Origin of the sequence: Candidatus Desulfofervidus auxilii (assembly GCF_001577525.1) — a bacterium.
GTDB classification, from domain to species: Bacteria; Desulfobacterota; Desulfofervidia; order Desulfofervidales; family Desulfofervidaceae; genus Desulfofervidus; species Desulfofervidus auxilii.
On sequence record NZ_CP013015.1, the window covers coordinates 212,969 to 226,818 of the forward strand.

Below are 13,850 nucleotides of genomic sequence, written 5' to 3' on the forward strand. Positions count from 1 at the left end.
CTATTTTCTTTATCTCAGTTCAAACGTTTGACCTTTAGAAAACCACTTATCAATGTCTTCTTTTTTAAATCTCCATTGATTACCGATTTTCACAGCGGGGATTTTGCCTTCCCTTGCCATTTTATAAAGAGTAGATTTTCCTATTCTTAAATATTTTGCAGTCTCCTCAAGGGTCATTATTTCGGAAAAGTTTTGCATCATAGGTGTGACTCTTTTCATTTATCAGAACTCATCATCGTTTAACATTGTATAATAATATTAAGCAAAAGAGAGCAAAAAGTCAAGCAAAATGAGAAAAATTTTAGAATAGGGGGGAGGAGAAGATCTTCTTTCTTGTTTTGGCAAAGCCAAAACATAGGCTGACGAAGACACTTGCCTTGAGGAGGCTTTTTATTAAAGGAATTTTCCTTAAAAAATCTCTTATTAAAAGATAAAAGACCTTGCCGAGGATAAACTAAATCTTTCTTTTCTTCTACTTAATACAAAACCTATCTTGCGGAAGCAAGACAAAGCCGACGATGGGCAAGTGCTTGGGCGGCGCCGACTTCTTGGGAACGGTTTTACCTAGCGTCTCAATGGAGGAAAGCTTCCGTTCCATCAACTCGGCCAGAGAGAACGGAAGCAGGTGAAACACCGCACACCTACCAGCCAAGGACTGTGAGATGCTCTGTAAGAGCAGGAAGTTTTGAGATCCGGTTAGAATAAACCAGCCTGTTCTATCTGGGTGTTCGTCGACTATGATTTGGATATACGAGAATAGCTCGGGCGCCCGTTGCACCTCGTCCAGGATTACAGGACCGTGAAACTGGTTGAGGTATGTAGATCTGGTCTTATAAGAGGAAATCCAAGTTTAACGCCATTTCCACTCGGTCGGGGAATAAATGCATTTGGTAACTCTTTGAATCACAAAGGCTTAGGTGACGCTCAGAAAAAGAGAGTGGTTAAGAACAGGGTTACGCGTGGCGAGCCATTTTTAATTTCTTAAGTACTTTATTTTTTGCCTCCCTACTTGTTAACCATCAACTTAAACCAAAAGTTTGGTAACAAACAGGTCAAATTATTCAGGTTCCGATTTTTTTGATAGGATAAATCTCTACTTTTTACAGTAATCTATAAATTGCCCGATTTGAACTCCTAAGTATATACACTTATTTCCTTTAATACATTCGGCTGCATCCCTTTCTTCAAGATGTGTCCTTATCTCTTTATCGTCTTTTTTTATGTAAAGCATCCAAGCATTTTTCTCTTGGTCAAAATCAAGCTCTATAGAACAGCCATATTGGTTAAGCTCTGGATGAATTTCTAAAATTTTTTCCGCTAAAGTTTCTTTTGTGTAATTCACAACATCCTCCTTTTAAAATTATTGTTTTGAAAATTCCTTTAGAATAGTGGTATCTGACTATTCTTGGGAAAGGCAAAGGTTACAATTAACACCCTGACCTTCTACCAGTATACCTGTTAAATCCTCGCATGTCAAGGATAGAAATATTCAGGACTTTCCCCAGAATTTTCAGAAGCTTTCCGAAAAGAAAGGTAAGGTGGGCTGGATAAATTTGGATTTTTTAGGAGGAGCGGTGTTAAATTTTTTACCAAAAAGAAGACGGTGTATACCTTCATTTATGACATATTGTTTAAAACCCTGTCTGCCAACAGGCAGGGAGGAATTTGAAAAAATCTTTTTGCTTTCTCATATATTTTCTTCAATAAAATGCTTAATTTTAAATTCCTCCCTAGTTCTACACTCAAAAAATGAAACACAGCATGCACTAATGCTACTATATTTCTTAATCCTTCATAGGTTAAAAGCCTTATATCCTCTAAATTGTATCCTTGCTTTATAAACTGGATTGCTCCCCCATTTTTTGGACATGTAAAATGTTAAAGGGAGCAATGCAGGTACACCTATCTTTGAATTTTATTTTTGATTAAATTATTAAGGAAATAAATTTGTCTTTGTGAAACAGGTATACCTTTTCTTTTTCTGCCATCCTAATCATATCCTCAGTGAAACCGCTTTTACTGAATAAGCAAAAATATTCCTTTCTTCCTTTTTTGCCCCATTTTACTTTTTGGGCCTTTCTCTTTAAATTTCTGTAGATATTGGTCCCCACAGGTTTGTTTGACCATTTTACTTCACCAAAGATAATCTCATTTGTATTTGAATTCAGGCCTATAAGGTCTATCTCCTCATTTCTTTCCCACCAGCGGCCATAAATTTCAAAACTTAAGGGAATTTCTCCATCTAAAATGGCTCTCTCCATAATCTCAGCTGCTATCCTTTCATAATTTTTGGCTACCAAAAGGGGTAATTCCTTTTTTATTTTGACTGCCACCTCATTTATTTTGTTCTCCTCCAGTAATGACCTGTTTCTAAAGACAAATCTAAACCAGAAATTAAAAAAGTTATCTTCTATTATGTATATTCCCTTTCTGCTCTTTTCAGGTACTTTTTCTGTAACCGGTATCTCTTTTTTTGTTATCTGCAGACTATCTAGAATAGCGAGATAGCGTGAAACCATACTCTTTTCAAAGCCAGTTTCATTTATAATCTCTGAAAGTTTATGCTTTCCCAGCGATATTGCCTCAAGGATTACAAAATAGTTTCTTGGTTCTCTAAGCTCTTCTCTAAGCAGAAACTCTACTTCCTCATAAAGAGGCTGTCCTTTTTTTAAAATTTCGTTTTTTACAGCATCAAAAAAATTTATCCCGTAGAATTTATTTAGATAAAAAGGGGTACCTCCAACAATGCTATAGATGGAAAGAGCCTCTTCAAATGTTTTATCAGGAAATGCTTGTTGCACTTGTTTAAATCTAAATGGTCTTATTAGCAGTTGTCCTGTCCTCCTTCCATAAAGTGGGGCCTTATAAAAAAGCAGGGTCTTTTCCATCATAGAGATACTGGAGCCCAAAAGCATCAAATAAATTTTAGAGTTGTTTAAATAGAGATCCCAAATCTTTTGAAAAGTAGAGGGAATGGCATCGTCAGTCTCAACTAAATAAGGAAACTCATCTATGATAACAACCATCTTTTCCATCTTACTAACTATATATTTAAATGCAGTTTCCCACTCTCTGAATCCCTGCTCAGGTAAAAATTCATCTCTAAAATACGCTCCCAGTTTTTCTGTAAATTTCTTTAACTGCCTGTGCGGGGCTATCCTCTCACACAAAAAATAGATATGGGGTTTGTCCTTCACAAATTGAATACTGAGCTCGGTTTTGCCCACCCTGCGCTTGCCATAAATAATGATTAATTGAGCTTTTTCTTCCCTCCACTTTTCATTAAGAAAATTTAATTCCCATTCTCTATTTATAAATCTCATTTCTCCAATTAGTCTAATCTAGTTTAGTCTAATCTAGTTTAGACAAATTGACATTTTATGTCAATATCCTCAGATCCGTGATTTTGGGGGAAATATAGAGCTTGCCTTTCTTTATAAAAAATGATTTAATGTTATTTATGAAATGGAAATGGCTATTTTGCCTCTTATATTTTATAGGCTGTGTTTCTGCCTTTTCGTCTCAACCTCAATTAGTCTGTCCTTCTTTAACTCATGATTTTGGCAAAGTATGGGAGGGCACACCTTTAGTCCATAGCTTTATTTTAAAAAATACAGGTGATGCACCTTTGATTATTCAAAGTGTAAAACCTGGCTGAGGATGCACGGTGGCCTCTTATGACCACCAAATCCCACCTGGAGGGTTGGGGAAAATAACCCTAAAAGTGAAAATACACCAAGGGCATTTTACAAAAGCTGCCCGTGTGAAAACAAATGACCCTAAATTGCCCCATTTTGTTTTACGTCTTAGTGGAGAAATAATTCCATTTATTAAAGTCAGCTCACCCAGAATTCGCTTGCGGGGGTTTTGCTCTGATACACTTTCAAAAACAGTAAAGTTAGAAGCCCTGGATGGTTCTATGTTTAACATTTCAAAAGTAGAATCTACCTTACCAGAATTTAAATGGAGTGTTAATCCTCAAAAAGATAGTAAAAACTACCAGTTTAAGTTCCAAATTAAAAGCGATGTTCCTAAAAATGTTAGAGGTAAAATAACTATCTTTACAGACCATCCTCATAAAAAGAGTTTAGTTATTTATGTGTATGCCTATTTTAGACCCCGAGTAAAACTCAAACCTAAGCGAGTTTATTGGAAAGATTTTAAACAAGAGGCACTTCAACGCACAGTCTACTTAGTAATAAAAAAACCAGATAAGAATATCCAAATAAAGAAATTGATTTATCCTGAAAAGTTATTCAAAGTCTCCTGGGAGAAAATTAACGCAAAGCAAGCACATAAAATAAAAGTTGTGCCCATAATAAATCAATTCCCTTCTGGTAGTTTCAACTATCGATTAAAAATCATCACTGACCCCCCTCTTCCCTATCCTTTAGAAGTAACTTTGAGCGGGATAGCAAAACCATGAATTTAAAGGCCATTGTGTTTGATTGTGATGGCGTAATTTTTGATTCTCGTGAAGCTAATAAGGCTTATTATAATGCCATCTTAAAAAGTATAGGCCTTCCTCCTATGAGTGAAGAACAACTTAATTTTGCTCACTGTCATACGGTATTTGAGGTAATTGACTATTTAGTGCCTGATTCTTCTCTACGAGAAAAGGCCTATTTTGCCCGAAAAAATATAAACTATTCCCAATTTCTTTGTTATATGAAACCAGAACCTTATGTCACAGAGATATTAAAAATCTTTAAACAAAACTTTAAAACAGGTATGGCTACAAATAGGACAGATACCATTCATAACTTATTAAAACAGTATAAATTGGACAAATATTTTGATATAGTGATTTCTGCATTAGATGTTCAAAATGTCAAGCCCCATCCCGAGGCATTATTTAAAATTATGCATAATTTCCATATAAAACCGAACCAAATGCTTTATATTGGAGATACCCAAATAGATGCAGAAATGGCCCAAAAGGCCCATGTGCCTTTTGTATCTTATAAAAATCCAAAATTAACTGCTGATTTTTATGTAAGAAATTTTTTAGATTTAGCACAGATAATAGGTATAAAGGTGACTTAAGAGATGCGAGTCCTCCTTCATATCTGCTGTGCACCTTGTGCAATTTATCCTATTAAAACCATGCAAGAAAAAGGTATAGAGGTTTTTGGGTTTTGGTATAACCCTAACATTCATCCCTTTGAAGAGTATCGTCGCAGGTTGGAGGCAGTAAGAACATATGCTGAAAAAACACATTTACGTATGATTTGGAGAGATAGATATGAATTAGAGGAATTTTTACAAGGTGTAGCCTTTCGGGAAGCTCCCGGTATTCGTTGTCGCTTTTGCTACTTTAAGCGGTTAAAAGCTACAGCTCAAGTAGCAAAGCATGGTAAGTTTGATGGATTTACTACTACTTTACTTTATAGTAAGTTCCAAAATCATGATGTTATTAAAGAAATTGCTCAAAGTTTAGCCCAAGACCAAGGAATTAAATTTTATTATGAAGACTTCCGCCTGGGGTGGAAGGAAGGCATAGAGATATCTAAAAAATTAGGTATGTATAGGCAACAATACTGTGGCTGCATTTATAGTGAAAGAGATAGGTATTATAAAAAATTAGTGGAGGAGTAACTATGTCTTTCCAAACTATGGGTAAATTTCTTATTTTTACGGGTTTAATTATTGTGATTTTTGGTGTCATTTTAATGTTTGCTCCTAAAATTCCTTATCTGGGCAAACTACCAGGAGATATTATCATTCGCCGTAAGACATTCACTTTTTACTTCCCATTGGTCACTTGTCTTTTAATTAGTATTGTTCTTACTATTTTGCTAAATTTGATATTTCGGAAATAAAATGAGAATTAAAAATTTACGCAAATTAATGCAGAAAAAAAATTTAGGCAGTATAATAATTTCTCATCCTATCAATCGGCGATATTTAAGTGGCTTTCAAATTGAGGACCCACAAATTGGAGAAAGTTCAGGAGTGCTTTTAATCTCTCAAAAACACAATATTCTGGCTACTGACTTTAGGTATGCAGAATTAGCCAAAGAAGACACTAAGGATTGGGAAATCTGTATTTATCAGCACAATTTTTTTGAAGAGATCACTGAGCTTTTAAAAAATATGCCTTCACCTTTAGGTTTTGAAGCATTGCATTTAACTTACAGCGCTTATCAACATCTAAAGGAAACTTTAAAAGAGAAAGGCATTCCCTTAGATATTGTGCCTACAGAAGGATTGGTAGAAGGCTTGCGGAAAATAAAGGAAGACAGCGAGATAATACTTCTTAAGCAGGCTATAAAAATGACTGAAGAGGTATATATCAAGTTAAAGACATTTTTGAACCCTGGGCTAACTGAAAAAGAAGTGGCCTGGTATATAGAGACTCAAATAAGACATGAGTTAAATGCAGAGCTTTCTTTTCCTCCTATTGTGGCGAGTGGTTATAATGCAGCTATTCCCCATGCTGTACCTACTGAAAAAAGATTAAAAACAAATGAACCGATTATTATTGACTGTGGTCTAAGGTGGAAGGGTTATTGTGCAGATATGACGCGGACTTTTTATTTGGGGAAACCAGATAAAAAGTTTAAGGAAATCTATAACTTGGTGTTTGAAGCCCAAAAGCTAACCATCGCTCAGATAAAAAGAGGCCTTAAAACTTATCAAGTAGATGCTATAGCTAGAGATTTTTTGAAAGAAAAAGGCTGTGCTCATGCCTTTTTACATTCCCTAGGACATGGAGTGGGTCTTTTAGTCCATGAAGCTCCGAGTCTTTCCCCACGAAGGCCTGGAGAGACATTACAAACCAACATGGTGGCAACTATAGAGCCAGGACTTTATCTATCAGGATGGGGTGGTGTGCGTATAGAAGATATGGTTATAATTAGAGAAAATGGATGTGAACGTTTAAATAAGCTTTCTACTAATTTAAAGGATTGGGTATTATAAAATGATTTTTGTCACCGGTGCTACTGGATTTGTAGGTAATCATTTGGTTAAAACTTTATTAGCCTTTGACCAGAAGGTTAAGTGTTTGGTAAGGCCAGGTTCAGAAAGTCGCTTACGTTATCCAGTTAAAATAGTAAAAGGAGATATTTTTTCTCCAGATTTAGCTGAAAAAATGTCTGGTTGCAAAGCACTCATACATTTAATTGGTATCATCCGAGAGTTTCCTAAAAAAAATATTACCTTTAAGCGTCTTCATGTAAAGGCTACTCAAGTGGCCATAGAGGCAGCTAAAAAGGCGGGGATAAAAAGATTTATCCATATGAGTGCCTTAGGCACAGGTCCTCAAGCTGTTACTGAGTATCATAAAACCAAGTGGCAAGCTGAAAGATTGGTGCAGGAAAGTGGGCTTGTTTACACTATTTTCCGCCCCTCGGTAATTTATGGACCATATGACCATTTTACTACTCTTTTAGCCAGGATAATAAAACGTTCCCCTTTCATCCCTATTATTGGAGACGGACTTTATAAACTTCAACCTGTTCATGTGAACACTGTGGCTTTGGCCTTTGTTTTAGCCCTTTTTTTAGGTGATACTCACAATCACACCTATGAAATAGGTGGGCCACAAGCATTGACTTATAGAGAAATTGTGGATACTATTGCCGAGCATTTTAAAAAGAGGATAAAAAAGGTGTATATTCCCATGAAGATAATAAAAAGTGTTACTATCAAGTTAGAGTCATTTTCCTTTTATCCTTTGACCCAAGAGATGTTGACCATGCTCATTGCCGGAAATGTGGTAAAGGAGCAAAGTTTTTATAAAATATTTCCTTTATCTCCTATAAGATTCAAAGAAAGTTTGGGGTTTTTAAAATGATTGTATTTGAAACCAACCTTCCTAATTTGGGTCCTTTACACCGAGGTAAGGTAAGGGATATTTATGACTTAGGAAAACACTTACTCATCATTGCCACCGATAGAATTTCTGCCTTTGATGTGGTTATGCCTGATGCCATTCCTGATAAGGGTTATGTATTAACTCAGATTTCTCTTTACTGGTTTAAGAAAAAAGAAAACATTGTGCCTCATCACCTTGTTACGGCTGAAGTAAGTGAATTCCCCTCTGTTTGTCAAAAATATACCTCTATTTTGGATGCCAGAAGTATGTTAGTGAAAAAAACACGTCCTTTACCAGTAGAATGTATTGTGCGTGGTTATCTAGCTGGCTCGGCCTGGAAGGATTATCAAAAGACAGGAGAAATATGTGGTTATAAACTTCCCCCAGGTATGAAAGAGGCAGAAAAATTGCCTGAACCTTTATTTACCCCTTCTACTAAAGCCAAAGAAGGACACGATGTAAATATCACCTTTGAACAAATGGTTTCTATTTTAGGCAATGAAAAAATGGCCCAAGAAATAAAAGAATATAGTTTAACTATTTATAAACAAGCAGTAGATATTGCCTTTAAAAAAGGGATTATTATTGCTGACACAAAGTTTGAATTTGGCTTGGATGAAAATGACAGATTAATTTTAATAGATGAGCTCTTAACCCCTGATTCTTCTCGCTTCTGGCCCAAAGAACAATATCAGCCCGGACATCCTCAACCTAGTTTTGATAAACAGTATTTACGTGACTATTTGCAAAACATCAACTGGAATAAAAAACCACCTGCCCCTGAACTTCCTCAAGAAGTGATCATGAAAACCAGAGAAAAATATTTTGAGGCACTTCACCGTCTTTTAGGATGAACATTATTGGCGTCATTGGAGCAGGTCATTGTGATGAAAAAACATACAGATTAGCTATGACTGTGGGGCGTGGTATTGCAGAACACAAATGTATCTTAATCTGTGGAGGTTTAGGTGGAGTCATGGAAGGAGTTGCGCGGGGAGCTAAAGAAGCAGGTGGTCTTACTGTGGGCATTTTACCTGGTTTTTCCCCAGAGGATGCCAATCCTTATATAGATATTCCTATTGTTACCGGCCTCGGACATGCCCGCAATGTCATCATTGTTCGCACCGCTGCTGTGTTAATTGCTATTTCAGGCAGTTATGGCACCCTCTCTGAAATTGCCATTGCTTTAAAGATGGATAAACCGGTGATAGGACTTAATACCTGGCCACATTTTGAAAAAATCCAATATGTCTCTACTCCAGAAGAAGCAGTGAATAAAGCTATAAGCATTTTACCTCCCAACTCCAATCGTTCTCAGTATGGCTGTCGCAGTGGGGGTTTTTGCCCGTAAGTTTAATTAAGGAGGGTAAATATGGCTTTAGTTGAAATTAGTATTATTCCATTAGGCACATCTACACCCAGTGTAAGTGAACATATAGCAATGAGTCTTAAGCCTTTACAAAAAGCAGGATTAAAATACACTATCACACCCATGGGAACAGTGATAGAGGGAGATTTGGATACTATTATGGATATAGTGCGTCAAATGCACGAAGCCTGTTTCAAAAAAGATGTTCAGCGTGTAGTAACTACCATAAAAATTGATGACCGTCGTGATAAACCTGTTACTATAGAAAGCAAAGTTCAGTCAGTGAAAGAGAAGTTATAGAAGCTGAGACCAGATAAAATTTCTAGCCTCAGCCAAAGGATTAAATATCATAATAGAGGGCAAATTCCCAAGGATGTGGCCGCAGTTGAATTTCAGAAGCTTCAAATCTTTTACGCTCAATCCATTTTTCAATCACGTCTTCGGTAAAAACATTTCCTTTAAGCAAAAATTCATAATCTTCTTCTAAGGCCTTGATTGCTTCTTCTAAAGAACCAGGGGTAGAAGGGACACCTTTTAGTTCTTCTGGAGTGAGGGAATAAATGTCTTTATCTAATGGTTCACCCGGATGGATTTTATTTTCAATTCCATCAAGTCCTGCCATTAACATAGCAGCAAAGGCTAAATAGCCATTACAAGAAGGGTCGGGAAAGCGGACTTCAACCCTTTTTTCTTTTGGAGAGGGTGAATACATGGGGATTCGCACTGCTGCACTTCTGTTTCGGCTGCTATAGGCCAAATTTACAGGTGCTTCAAAACCAGGCACCAGTCGCTTATAAGAGTTGGTTATGGGGTTAGTAAAGGCACAAAGAGCAGGAGCGTGTTTTAAGATGCCACCAATATAATAAAATGCCAGTTCACTTAAGCCACCATATCTATCACCAGCAAAAAGATTTTGTCCATCTTTCCAGAGACTTTGATGCACATGCATTCCCGAACCATTGTCATTAAAGATAGGCTTGGGCATAAAAGTAACTGTAAAGCCTTTCCTCATGGCTACATTTTTGATTACATACTTATATTTCATTAAATTATCGCCCATCTTTACCAAAGGAGCAAACCGCATATCAATCTCTGCCTGCCCCCCAGTAGCTACCTCGTGATGCTGACATTCCGCCACTACACCAACCTTCTGCATTTCTAAAACCATCTCTGTTCTTAAGTCTTGGAACTTGTCCATGGGTGGTACCGGGAAATAACCTTCTTTATACCTAGGTTTATATCCTAAATTAGGATTCTCTTCCCGCCCAGAATTCCAACGTCCTTCAATAGAATCTATAAAGTAGTAACCACAGCGTTCATTTTGGTCAAAACGAATATCATTAAAAATAAAAAATTCTGCCTCAGGCCCAAAATAAGCAGTGTCAGCCAATCCAGTGGATTTTAAATAAATTTCGGCTTTCTGAGCAATATATCTAGGGTCACGTGAATAGGCTTCTTTGGTAATAGGGTCAACAACATTACAAATGAAACTAATTGTAGGTTGCTCACAAAATGGTTCCATGAAGACTGTATTAGGATCTGGCATCACCAGCATGTCACTGGCATGGATGACCTGCCAACCACGCATGCTGGAGCCATCAAAACCAAAACCTTCTTCAAAACTTTCCTCATTTAAACAGCTAATAGGCACAGAAAAATGTTGCCATGTACCTAATAAATCACAAAATTTCAAATCTACCATCTTTGCTCCATTTTCCTTGGCAAATTCTATGGCCTCTTTTGGTGTCATTGCTTTTCCTCCTTTAATATTGTCTTAAGGGTATATTTTATCAGTGAGATGCGCTGTGGACTTCTCACCTTTCCTCCTCCTTTTTCTTCTATATAAAAAACATCCACTACTTGGTCTAGACGAGTAGAAATTTTGGCAATATGGATGTTTAATTCTAATTTAAATAAACACTGGGCCAACTTAAAAAGAAGAGCTGGTCTATCGGCAGTATATACTTCCACAATAGTATAGAAATCTGATGTTTCATTATCTAGTTTTATCTCGGTTTCAACTTGGGGTAAACCTCTTTTCATAAAGACTTCACTAATGTAATATTTGGCCTCTAGAAGCTTTTCTAAGTCAATTTCCCCTTTGATTGCCTGATATAATCTCTCTTCCACATTTTTCCACTTTTGAGGCATCCTTTCCCTTTCACTTTTGGTACTTACCCAGAAGGTATCTAAGGCTATTTTGTTCTTCCAAGTATGGGCTTGAGCATTGACAATATTAAATCCTTCTAAAGAAAGAACACCTGCCATTTTGGCAAATAAACCAGGTGCATCCCAAGTAGCAATTGTGACTTTGTAGTATTGAGGTTGTGAAGTCCCCTCCCAATGTAGAACTAGGGGTTCTCCATTAAGTTTATGGACAAGTTTTAAATGAAATAAGATATCCTCAAGTGATGTGCCAAGTAGATAACGATGAGGTAAAACTTCAAAAAGATGTTCTGCCTCCTTTTGAGAATACTGCTGAGATAGGCGTAAAATCAGCGCTTCTTTAATTTCCTGAAGCATAGTCCAAATATCTGCCTGACTGAATTCTCCTTTTTCTAACACCCGCTCTAGTTTTAAAAAGAGTTCTGTAATTAAGGTCATTTTCCAATCCGTAAAAGCACGGGGACCAGTAGCCTTAGCATCGGCAAAGGTAAGCACATAAAGCATTTTTAATCTATTTGTATCCCCCACTATCTGGGCTGTATCTATAATAATCTTTTCCTCCCCTATATCTCGCCGTTGGGCAATGTGAGATAACAGGAGGTGGTGACGAATCAACCAAATGATATTTTCACATATTTTCTGCGGAAACCGCCAGCGTTTTAAAATCTTTTCTGTCTCATTAGCCCCTGTTTCCTCATGGGGAGGTCCAATCCCTTTTCCAAAATCGTGGAACAGGGCTGCAAGAAGCAAGGTGTCCAAATCATCGCATGTTTGAGCTACTTTAGTAAAAATGGGATATTTATCTTTATATTTTCCTTGTCTTAATCGTTTTACTTCCTCTACAGTATGAAAGGCATGTAAATCCACAGTATAAATATGATAAAGATTGTGTTGAGGCAAATGTAATATATTATGCCATTCAGGGAAAATGGCACAAAATAAACCTTGATAGGTCATGTCTTCCAAAAAGGGTAAGATATCTTTTTGAGTATTTAAGAATTCCAAGAAGGCATCACGCACTCCTATATCTTCAGAAAGATAGCCTTTTAGCTCTTCAACAGCCTTGGAAAGCAAAATTTGGGTATTGAAAGAGAAACTTGCATCTAGATTTGCTGCCCAAGTATAAACTTTAATCAGTAAGGCTGGCTGTTTCAAAAACACCTCTTTATTATCTACCCTAATCTGACCATCACAAAGATCTATCCCTGGGGCAAGTATCTTTCTTTGATAAAAGAAAAAAGAGGATTTCTGCTCTTCCCAAATGTAGTTAAAGAACAGGCGAGTAATATGTTTTACTTCAAAGGTATGAGTAAAAAATGCCCGCATGAAATTCTCCACTGCTTTAATCCGAGGTGAGTCTTTAAATCCTAAAAAGTGGGCAATTTTCTCTTGATAAACAAAGGATAACTCATCATTTTCACGCTTACTTAAATAGTGTAAGTGATTTCTCACTCGCCAGAGAAAATCTAGGGCCTCTCCTAGCTGTTCTTTTTCTTTAGGAGAAAAAACAGGTAATTCTTCCTGTCCAAAGGCTACAATGGTTGCCCATCTGAGAGTATGTATATCTCGTAATCCCCCGCTACCTTCTTTAATATGTGGTTCTAAAAGATAGGCATGTTGGTTATAATGTTGATGGCGTTTTTCTCTCCTTTCCCATATATTTTTTAAAATCTGCTGCCGATGTGGAATGATAAGATATTTATTCAGTTTCTGTATAAGCTGGTCAAATAGGGCATGATTCCCACCTAAAAAGCGTGGTGTAAGCATGGCCATAAAGGCAAAGAAATCACTTTTTGCTATTTGCAGACATTCTTCTATAGTGCGAAAGCTATGGTCCAATTTGAGTTTATTGTCCCACAAGGATTGAACAAAATGCACAATCGCATCTTTCAGAATAGCCGATGGCTTTTCTACATGCAAGATAAGTAAATCCGCATCAGAATAAAAACTCATTTCCTTTCTTCCATAGCCACCAATGGCTATAATTGCGACTTCATCCACTACCGTTTTAGGGATTAGTCTCTCCCATTGCTCCTTAATAAATTTATCTACTACCTGTGTATAACCATTGACAATTTCTATCCCACTAGCCCCTGCCAGGTGTTTTTTAATAAGTTCCTCCCTTTCCTTAACCAAATCAATCATTTTAAAGGGCGTCTTCTCCTCTTTCTCCTGTCCGGATACGAACCGCCTCATCTACAGGAAAGACAAAAATTTTTCCATCCCCCATCTTTCCTGTGGAGGCACTATGTTGGATAATTTCTAAGGTTTTTAAGACCAAGTTATCTGGGACTACAATTTCAATCTTTATCTTGGGTAGAAAGTCCACTACATATTCTGCCCCTCGGTAAATTTCAGTATGTCCCTTTTGACGTCCAAATCCCCTCACCTCTGTCACTGTCATTCCTTGAATGCCAATTTCTGTTAAGGCCTCTTTTACTTCATCTAGTTTAAAAGGTTTAATAATGGCCTCTATTTTCTTCATTCTATTTC

At 36.9% G+C, this 13,850-nt stretch carries 16 protein-coding genes; 9 read left to right on the forward strand and 7 right to left on the reverse strand.

The genetic code is table 11. The features are described 5' to 3' along the window. Positions 1-9: 9 nt before the first annotated feature. The 4 genes from HS1_RS01085 to HS1_RS01100 form a co-directional block, all read right to left on the reverse strand. On the reverse strand, positions 10-201 hold the full coding sequence (locus HS1_RS01085) for a helix-turn-helix domain-containing protein (RefSeq protein ID WP_281178324.1): 192 nt from the start codon (positions 199-201) through the stop codon (positions 10-12). A 271-nt stretch (positions 202-472) separates the two neighbouring features. Beyond that, a complete protein-coding gene (locus HS1_RS13845; protein WP_420886045.1) occupies positions 473-778 on the reverse strand; it encodes an AAA family ATPase in 306 nt (101 codons plus the stop codon). A 315-nt stretch (positions 779-1,093) separates the two neighbouring features. After that, positions 1,094-1,342, reverse strand: coding sequence for a hypothetical protein (locus tag HS1_RS01090; protein WP_066060333.1), 249 nt, complete (start codon positions 1,340-1,342; stop codon positions 1,094-1,096). Between the two features lie 583 nt (positions 1,343-1,925). Continuing rightward, entirely contained in the window at positions 1,926-3,323 is a 1,398-nt protein-coding gene (locus HS1_RS01100) for an ATP-binding protein (protein ID WP_066060335.1), read from the reverse strand. 137 nt (positions 3,324-3,460) lie between these two features. Between HS1_RS01100 and HS1_RS01110 the strand changes: the two genes are divergently transcribed. From HS1_RS01110 to HS1_RS01150, 9 genes are read left to right on the forward strand one after another with little or no spacing between them, the layout of a single operon-like run. Then, a complete protein-coding gene (locus HS1_RS01110) occupies positions 3,461-4,426 on the forward strand; it encodes a DUF1573 domain-containing protein (protein ID WP_262987224.1) in 966 nt (321 codons plus the stop codon). After that, positions 4,423-5,046, forward strand: a complete 624-nt coding sequence (locus tag HS1_RS01115; protein ID WP_066060338.1) for an HAD family hydrolase — start codon at positions 4,423-4,425, stop codon at positions 5,044-5,046. The genes HS1_RS01110 and HS1_RS01115 overlap by 4 nt, the downstream gene beginning before the upstream one ends. 3 nt (positions 5,047-5,049) lie before the next feature. Next, positions 5,050-5,598 (forward strand): epoxyqueuosine reductase QueH, encoded by a 549-nt coding sequence (locus HS1_RS01120; RefSeq protein WP_066060339.1) that lies wholly within the window; start codon positions 5,050-5,052, stop codon positions 5,596-5,598. Positions 5,599-5,600: 2 nt separating this feature from the next. Further along, on the forward strand, positions 5,601-5,822 hold the full coding sequence (locus HS1_RS01125; protein WP_066060340.1) for a DUF2905 domain-containing protein: 222 nt from the start codon (positions 5,601-5,603) through the stop codon (positions 5,820-5,822). Between the two features lies 1 nt (position 5,823). Beyond that, positions 5,824-6,924, forward strand: a complete 1,101-nt coding sequence (locus tag HS1_RS01130; RefSeq protein WP_066060341.1) for a M24 family metallopeptidase — start codon at positions 5,824-5,826, stop codon at positions 6,922-6,924. Between the two features lies 1 nt (position 6,925). Continuing rightward, complete coding sequence (locus HS1_RS01135) at positions 6,926-7,801, forward strand: NAD-dependent epimerase/dehydratase family protein (protein WP_066060342.1); 876 nt, start codon at positions 6,926-6,928, stop codon at positions 7,799-7,801. Beyond that, a complete protein-coding gene (locus HS1_RS01140) occupies positions 7,798-8,676 on the forward strand; it encodes a phosphoribosylaminoimidazolesuccinocarboxamide synthase (protein ID WP_066060343.1) in 879 nt (292 codons plus the stop codon). The genes HS1_RS01135 and HS1_RS01140 overlap by 4 nt, the downstream gene beginning before the upstream one ends. After that, entirely contained in the window at positions 8,673-9,173 is a 501-nt protein-coding gene (locus HS1_RS01145) for a TIGR00725 family protein (RefSeq protein WP_066060344.1), read from the forward strand. The genes HS1_RS01140 and HS1_RS01145 overlap by 4 nt, the downstream gene beginning before the upstream one ends. Before the next feature lie 21 nt (positions 9,174-9,194). Continuing rightward, the gene (locus HS1_RS01150) at positions 9,195-9,491 is read left to right on the forward strand and encodes an MTH1187 family thiamine-binding protein (protein WP_066060345.1); all 297 of its coding nucleotides are present in this window, start codon (positions 9,195-9,197) and stop codon (positions 9,489-9,491) included. 40 nt (positions 9,492-9,531) lie between these two features. On the opposite strand, the gene glnA is transcribed toward HS1_RS01150, so the two are convergent. From glnA to HS1_RS01165, 3 genes are read right to left on the reverse strand one after another with little or no spacing between them, the layout of a single operon-like run. Further along, entirely contained in the window at positions 9,532-10,941 is a 1,410-nt protein-coding gene (glnA, locus tag HS1_RS01155; protein ID WP_066060346.1) for a type I glutamate--ammonia ligase, read from the reverse strand. After that, positions 10,938-13,502, reverse strand: coding sequence for a [protein-PII] uridylyltransferase (gene glnD, locus HS1_RS01160; protein WP_066060347.1), 2,565 nt, complete (start codon positions 13,500-13,502; stop codon positions 10,938-10,940). Before glnD ends, glnA begins: the two co-directional genes overlap by 4 nt. A 1-nt stretch (position 13,503) precedes the next feature. Next, entirely contained in the window at positions 13,504-13,842 is a 339-nt protein-coding gene (locus HS1_RS01165; protein WP_066060348.1) for a P-II family nitrogen regulator, read from the reverse strand. Positions 13,843-13,850 lie beyond the last annotated feature (8 nt).

Excerpts from the sequence above, each read along its gene's own strand:
- HS1_RS01125 (WP_066060340.1), top strand. The coding sequence starts at position 5,601 with ATGTCTTTCCAAACTATGGGTAAATTTCTTATTTTTACGGGTTTAATT.
- HS1_RS01135 (WP_066060342.1), top strand. The coding sequence starts at position 6,926 with ATGATTTTTGTCACCGGTGCTACTGGATTTGTAGGTAATCATTTGGTT.
- glnA (WP_066060346.1), bottom strand. The coding sequence starts at position 10,941 with ATGACACCAAAAGAGGCCATAGAATTTGCCAAGGAAAATGGAGCAAAG.
- HS1_RS01150 (WP_066060345.1), top strand. The coding sequence starts at position 9,195 with ATGGCTTTAGTTGAAATTAGTATTATTCCATTAGGCACATCTACACCC.
- HS1_RS01165 (WP_066060348.1), bottom strand. The coding sequence starts at position 13,842 with ATGAAGAAAATAGAGGCCATTATTAAACCTTTTAAACTAGATGAAGTA.
- glnD (WP_066060347.1), bottom strand. The coding sequence starts at position 13,502 with ATGATTGATTTGGTTAAGGAAAGGGAGGAACTTATTAAAAAACACCTG.
- HS1_RS01120 (WP_066060339.1), top strand. The coding sequence starts at position 5,050 with ATGCGAGTCCTCCTTCATATCTGCTGTGCACCTTGTGCAATTTATCCT.
- HS1_RS01145 (WP_066060344.1), top strand. The coding sequence starts at position 8,673 with ATGAACATTATTGGCGTCATTGGAGCAGGTCATTGTGATGAAAAAACA.
- HS1_RS01115 (WP_066060338.1), top strand. The coding sequence starts at position 4,423 with ATGAATTTAAAGGCCATTGTGTTTGATTGTGATGGCGTAATTTTTGAT.
- HS1_RS01085 (WP_281178324.1), bottom strand. The coding sequence starts at position 201 with ATGATGCAAAACTTTTCCGAAATAATGACCCTTGAGGAGACTGCAAAA.
- HS1_RS01140 (WP_066060343.1), top strand. The coding sequence starts at position 7,798 with ATGATTGTATTTGAAACCAACCTTCCTAATTTGGGTCCTTTACACCGA.
- HS1_RS01130 (WP_066060341.1), top strand. The coding sequence starts at position 5,824 with ATGAGAATTAAAAATTTACGCAAATTAATGCAGAAAAAAAATTTAGGC.
- HS1_RS01100 (WP_066060335.1), bottom strand. The coding sequence starts at position 3,323 with ATGAGATTTATAAATAGAGAATGGGAATTAAATTTTCTTAATGAAAAG.